Here is a 6,436-nt window from a genome sequence, read left to right on the forward strand (position 1 = left end):
AATAATCCAGATCAAGACAATCAAAAAAGAGCTCAACAAGTGAGCTCTTTTGGTGTAAATAATCGCCAGGCTATATCGATGATGTCAGTTAAGCCTGAGCGGAGTAGTGTAGGATGGCCATCGACATCGGTGCTTGCAAGATTTCACCTTCTGCGTGTCCAACTTCGGCATCAGAGATATGAGTATCACAGATTGTCTTCCAGACCTGATTGCGGTCATTCGGAAGCGAGAATCTGGCCGGTGCCTTGGTTTGGTTGATAAGATAGACTAACTCGTCACCGTCTTCCCCAATACCAATGTGTAGCGCGACGCAGCTTAATCGGTTCCAATCTTCCATACTCATCAGCTTACCATCAACACGACTCCAATATATGCGGTTATCGTTGCGTTTTTCTCCGCTAAACGCACGAATAAATGGCACCATATACTGCTTTCGTGCCGCCAACATTTCAGATAGCCACTGCTTGAAATGTTGTTTCACACCGCTCTCTTCCCAGTTAAGCCAACTGATTTCATTGTCTTGGCAATAGGCGTTGTTATTGCCCTGCTGAGTGTGAGATAACACATCGGCCGTTAGAATGTGCGGGATACCAAACGAAAAGAGTAAGGTTGCCATGAAGTTGCGCTTCTGCTTCTCGCGAGTCGCAAGCACAACAGGATTGTCCGTTTGACCTTCAACACCATAGTTGTTCGAGCGGTTATCACCATGACCATCACGATTGTTCTCACCATTCGCCTCATTGTGCTTATGCTTGTAGGACACAAGATCTTGCATGGTGAAGCCATCATGGTAAGTAATGTAATTCACGGTCAGTTTGTAGGGCCAGTTCGCGGCGCTGTATAAATCGCGCGAGCCCATGATGCGGGTGGCAATCTCTTTCAAATAGCCTTGATCACCACGCCAGAAGCTACGTGTGATATCACGCAAGCGGTCATTGCACTCATTCCAACCAAATGGGAAGTTGCCCACCTGATAGCCGTTAGGACCAATATCCCATGGCTCGGCAATCAATTTAGTCATTTTGAGAACAGGATCTTGGGCTACGGCGCGGAAAAATGCGGCATCGTGATTAAAGTGATCGCCGTTTCGCCCTAGTGTTGCTGCTAAGTCAAAACGGAATCCATCGACTTTGAATTCTTGCACCCAATAACGCAGCGTGTCCATGACCAGGTTAAGCGCTGGTTGATAGTTGAGATCGACGGTATTGCCACAGCCAGTGTAGTTAGCATAGTACTCACCATGGCGAAGATAGAATTTCGAGTCCAACGCTTTCAAGTTAAACACGGGGCCTTGGTCACCCCCTTCCGCCGTGTGGTTGTAAACCACGTCGAGAATGACCTCTATTCCCGCTCGGTGAAGCTCGCGAATCGTCGTTTTGAGTTCTTCTACGGCATCTTGGTTCGCGTAACGTGGGTCCGGTGCCATAAACACAAAAGGGTTATAGCCCCAGTAATTGACTTTATCCATTTGCAGCAGGTGAGGTTCATGCATACAGGCGGCGACTGGCAGTAGCTGCAATGTGTTGATGTTTTGCTCTTTATAGAAGTCGAGCATCGCTTCACTGACTAATCCTAGATAGGTACCGCGCTGCGATATCGGCACGTTAGGGTTGAGTTTAGAAACGCCTTTGACGTGCGTCTCAAACAATACCATTTCTTCTCGAGGAATATTTGGCGACTTAACGTTCTGCCAATCAAAGGCATCATCCACCACAACACAATTAGGTAGTGTAAAACTTTTCTCAGTAGAAAACGGGGGAACATAATGTAAGGCTTTATCTAGCGCTTTCGCGTAGGGATCAGTGATGTACTGACGTTCACCGCATGACTCTACGACAAACCCATAACGCTGACCCGCTTTGATACCGCTTAAGTGAATATGTTTAATTCCGGCATAATCGTCATAAAGTGGGAACAACTCGTGTTTGTTGTTGTCATCATAGAGAGCGAGATAAATAGCCTCACAATCGGGAGCATGGATGGCAAAGTTACAACCGACTTCATCCAATGTTGCACCCAGCGGATATGGGCTAGATTGATGTTGCGTCATAGATGTTTTTTCTATTTGTTCGTGAATGACATTAATCGTACTTTCAATAGTTAATAGCTTTGTAAACTTTAGGTCAAGCGAAGATCACAGAATTTTAAATGTAATTTAATTTCACTTTTTTTACCTAAAAGTTAAAAATAGTGACGCACAGCATATTGTGTGCGTCAAAACATTACCAATATCTATGTTACTCCCCCCTTGAAGTGTGATCTTTCCTATAAAAACGCCGTACGGTTATTTTTCTACTCCTTTCTCATCCCCCCTAACTATCTATAGGGTGGAGGACGTCTCTATTAAGCGACTTCGTTAATCTGCAATTGTTCAATCAACTCGGGACCCTAACCGATATTTCAAGTCTGAGACACTTCGGTACTGCCTCTGAAGCGTTTTAGAAACAAAGAAATTGAATATAACAATAAGTTAAACGGAGTTTTCTAAATGAAAAAAGTAAGTGTAATTGCTGCTGCGGTGGTAGGTGTATTGGCTGCTGGTCAAGCAATGGCTAATGTGGATTTTAATGGTTACATGCGTGCTGGTATCGGTGTAAGCAATCACGGTGGTGCTCAAACTGCGTTTGAGAAAAACAAAGTAGGTCGTCTTGGTAACGAGAGCGATTTGTACTCAGAGGTACAGCTAGGTAAAGAAGTCTACAACGAAGGTGGCAAGTCTATGTACTTGACTTCAATGTTCGCAATGACTTCTGACGGTTCTAATGACTGGGAAGGTACTTCTGATGGCGATGCTAACTTTGCACTTCGTCAATTTAACGTACAAGCAAAAGGCTTTCTAGGTTTTGCTCCAGAAGCGACGCTTTGGGCTGGTAAACGCTACTACCAACGTAAAGATATCCATATCACAGACTTCTACTACGTTAATAATGCTGGTGCTGGTGCTGGTATCGAAAACATTGAAGCAGGTCCTGGTAAGCTTTCTCTAGCTTGGATTCGTCATGACGATGGTGCGGACGCGGGTTCTGAAAACGGCAAAGTGAACATCAACTCTTTGGATGTTCGTTATGCAGGTATCCCTCTATGGCAAGATGCGTCACTAGAACTTATCGGTATGGCGGCGCTTCCAAATGAAACTGATGCAGCGGATCAAGCAATCAAAGATGCGAAAGTTGGCTTCATGGGTACAGCAGAATTGACATTGGGTCTATCTGCAGGCTTTAACAAAACAGTGCTTCAATACGGTACTGAAGGTTACGCAGGTCACATGCAATGGTTTGGTGGCGGCGGCGGCTGGTACCCAATCACAGTTAATGAAGGCGCAACTGGTTACCGTGTAATCAACTGGGGTGTGTCTGAAGTAGGAAGCAATGTTGAGTTTGGCCACCAGCTTGTTTATGCAGCAGGTAAAGATGTAGGTATGGATGGTGATGACAACTCAACAATCTCTGCTGTTGTCCGTCCTATGTATAAGTGGAACGACAACATGCGTACGATTCTTGAGGCGGGTTACGCACAAGATGACAACAACGGTACTAAGACAAGCAGCAGCAAGTTCACAGTAGCACAAGCATGGTCTGCTGGTTCAAGCTTCTGGGCTCGTCCTGAACTACGTGTTTACGCTTCTTACCTGAATCAAGATAAAGATGGTGCAACAGAAGGTAGCTACAAGTTCAACGGTGGCCAAGACAAGTCTCAAATGCAATTTGGTGTACAAGTTGAAGCTTGGTGGTAATCTGGTCTAATAACTAGAGACGTAGATATGTACAGCCAGCTCGTCTGGCTGTACTTGTTTTTAAACGGAGAGTAATTATGAAGTATAAATGGTTGCCTTTAGTTGCGGCTTTCTCGCTGGCAGGGTGCTCTGCCCCTCAAGTGGTATCCAGTGATGTTGAGCCTTCGCAACAGGTCTCTACCTCAGTAGAAAGGCTGAGTTGGACTAAGCTGGCGTTGCCGGCGGATGTTACTACTGATTTAAATAAAAACTCTCAGATTTTATTGCTTGATGGTGTCGCAAGTCCAGTCGCAACGTTTGCTATCGACGGTAATCGTGGCAGTTTAGATGTGCGAGTTGCTAGCTTGGTGGTGAAAGAGAGCAGTATGTACGCGCCGTCTGTGAAGATCACCGATCAGCAAGGGCGAGTATTAGGTGAAAAAAGTTTCTCAGACTTTGAATATCAAGAAGCAAAGCTCCTAAACCCGGATCAATATGTTGCCAACCTAACTATCATTCCATTCGATGACTCAGAACAGCTTCATATCTTAGTGTACTCAACCAAGGAGGATATGGCTGGTAGTTCTACTATCATTCACCCAGCAAAACTTTATGCCAAAGCGCGTGGGAATCAGCCCCCTGAGATCGCTGATCCAATTATTTCACATTCATTGTATGGCTCGATTGCCCTGTCTGTAGAAGCAAACGATACGGTAAAAGCTCGCTCGACTAGTGAAGCTGAGTATGTACCAGCTGCGGCAACCAGTGAAGAATACTACAAATCCGCAATAGAAAAAGCGGTTGCAGAAGACAACATTCCAAAGGCACTTAGCCTTTTAGACGAAGCCAAAGCTCTAAATATAGAAGGCGCTCAAGAAGTCTTCGTAAAAGCAATTAATGCCAAGTAGCGCATTCACAAAATAGTTATTATTAACCCTGAAAATAATTGGAGATAATTTATCCCTCAATGTTTTCAGGGTTTACATTTCTTTCTGAAACTTCATTGGCCTCAAGTTCACATCCAATTAACCTCAAATAGTGATCGCATTCAAAAATTTGCCAATCGCGCTCTTGGCGCATGGGATGAAAAAAACTGTGATGCTTGTCATTATTTAATGCGGCTCATGACTACTTTTCATGCATGACTTCAAATTTCATTGGCTTGAAAAAATAAAAGTTCCCAAATCCTAAGGCGTGACTATTGGCGAATGCGGTAGTTGCTCAGGTTTATTACCACTTTTGCCAATAATGGCCTCTATCTCTGAAAATTAGTCCTCATTATTCTCCGTGCCGACAACTTTCTCAGAACATCCTACATTCCACTGCCTTTTGAATGTCGATTGAGAAAAATAATGATAAAAATCGGAGTTAATAATGAAAAAGCATACGCTTATTGCAGCTGCCGTTGCTGGTGCATTGGTTGCAACCCCTTCTCTTGCTGTTGAGTTTTTTGGTTACTTTCGTGCGGGTACCGCGCTAAGCACCAATGGTACTGGTGACGCGAGTTACGAGAAGCAAAAAGTAGGTCGTTTAGGTAACGAAAACGACAACTACTCAGAGTTTGGTTTCCGTCAAGATCTGCAAACTGGTGACAAAAACTGGCGTGTAGAAGCCATGCTGAATAATGGCAACAGCGGCACAAACGCGCCAAACTCTGGCGGCACCGTAGGTGTGGCGCAGTTCAATGTTCAAGCTACCGGTCTTCTGGGCTTTGACAAAGAAGCGACCGTTTGGGCCGGTAAACGCTACTACCAACGAAAAGACGTTCACATCGCAGACTTCTACTTCCTAAACACGTCTGGTACCGGTGGTGGTATCGAAAATATCTCTGTAGGTAACCAGAAGCTCTCTTTTGCTTTGATCGATGATACCAACTCTTCACAAGAGACGGGCAACCAGTACTACGAATTCGACCCTAAGACAGGCGACAAGAAACTGGTAAATGAGAAGGAAGAAGTTAAGTCTTACATCGCCGACGTACGCTTAGCGAACATTGGTCTTTGGGAAGACGCAACGCTCGAAATCGCCGGTGCGTACAACTTTGGTACTGGCACGGCGAGCGGTAACACCAACCTGAAAGCTGATGATGGCGCATTGGTGACGGCGATTCTTCATCAAAACATGGCAAGCGGCTTTAACCAGACGGTTGTTCAGTACGGTAACAGCTCATACGGTGCGCAAATGGCCGACCTAGGTAACGGTGGTAGTTTTGATCGCCGTGATGATGCTAACAACGATGCACAAGGTGTACGTCTATTGAACTGGGGTGTGGTAAGCCTGAGTGAAAAATGGGAAATGGGTCACCAACTCTTAGCGGCTCGTTCGACAGATGCTGCGATTTCAGCAACGAACCGTGCCAAGACAGACCATGACCTAGTGTCAGCGGTTATCCGCCCAATGTACCAATGGACTGACACTGTTCGTACGATCTTTGAAGCGGGTGCGTATCAAGAAAACTACAGCAATGCTGGCAACAAGAAAGGCAGCAAGTTTACCGTGGCACAGGCATTTTCAATGGGAGAAGGTTTCTTCGCTCGTCCTGAAATTCGCGTGTACGGTACTTACCTAGATGACCGCTCAGACAGCGCTCAGTTGTCGGATAAATCGAAGAAGAAAGAATTCCTACTTGGTGTACAAGTAGAAGCGTGGTTCTAAATAGCCACACTGAAGCAGGTCGAGACGTGTCTCGACCTGCCACTATGATGAAGTAAACTGGAGATCAGC

General features: G+C 45.3%; 4 protein-coding genes. 3 read left to right on the forward strand and 1 reads right to left on the reverse strand.

From position 1 onward, the window contains the following. Nucleotides 1–88 precede the first annotated feature (88 nt). Nucleotides 89–2,050, reverse strand: coding sequence for a glycogen debranching protein GlgX (gene glgX / locus AAA946_RS23660; RefSeq protein WP_338167184.1), 1,962 nt, complete (start codon nucleotides 2,048–2,050; stop codon nucleotides 89–91). A 438-nt stretch (nucleotides 2,051–2,488) separates the two neighbouring features. Here glgX and AAA946_RS23665 point away from each other — a divergent pair, with 438 nt between their 5' ends. The 3 genes from AAA946_RS23665 (at nucleotide 2,489) to AAA946_RS23675 (ending at nucleotide 6,367) form a co-directional block, all read left to right on the forward strand. After that, a complete protein-coding gene (locus AAA946_RS23665) occupies nucleotides 2,489–3,733 on the forward strand; it encodes a maltoporin (RefSeq protein ID WP_338167185.1) in 1,245 nt (414 codons plus the stop codon). A 77-nt stretch (nucleotides 3,734–3,810) separates the two neighbouring features. Beyond that, on the forward strand, nucleotides 3,811–4,620 hold the full coding sequence (locus tag AAA946_RS23670; RefSeq protein WP_338167186.1) for a MalM family protein: 810 nt from the start codon (nucleotides 3,811–3,813) through the stop codon (nucleotides 4,618–4,620). Nucleotides 4,621–5,086: 466 nt separating this feature from the next. Next, entirely contained in the window at nucleotides 5,087–6,367 is a 1,281-nt protein-coding gene (locus AAA946_RS23675) for a carbohydrate porin (protein ID WP_338167187.1), read from the forward strand. Nucleotides 6,368–6,436 lie beyond the last annotated feature (69 nt).

Origin of the sequence: Vibrio sp. 10N (assembly GCF_036245475.1) — a bacterium.
Classification (GTDB): Bacteria; Pseudomonadota; Gammaproteobacteria; order Enterobacterales; family Vibrionaceae; genus Vibrio.

Excerpts from the sequence above, each read along its gene's own strand:
- glgX (WP_338167184.1), bottom strand. The coding sequence starts at position 2,050 with ATGACGCAACATCAATCTAGCCCATATCCGCTGGGTGCAACATTGGAT.
- AAA946_RS23665 (WP_338167185.1), top strand. The coding sequence starts at position 2,489 with ATGAAAAAAGTAAGTGTAATTGCTGCTGCGGTGGTAGGTGTATTGGCT.
- AAA946_RS23670 (WP_338167186.1), top strand. The coding sequence starts at position 3,811 with ATGAAGTATAAATGGTTGCCTTTAGTTGCGGCTTTCTCGCTGGCAGGG.
- AAA946_RS23675 (WP_338167187.1), top strand. The coding sequence starts at position 5,087 with ATGAAAAAGCATACGCTTATTGCAGCTGCCGTTGCTGGTGCATTGGTT.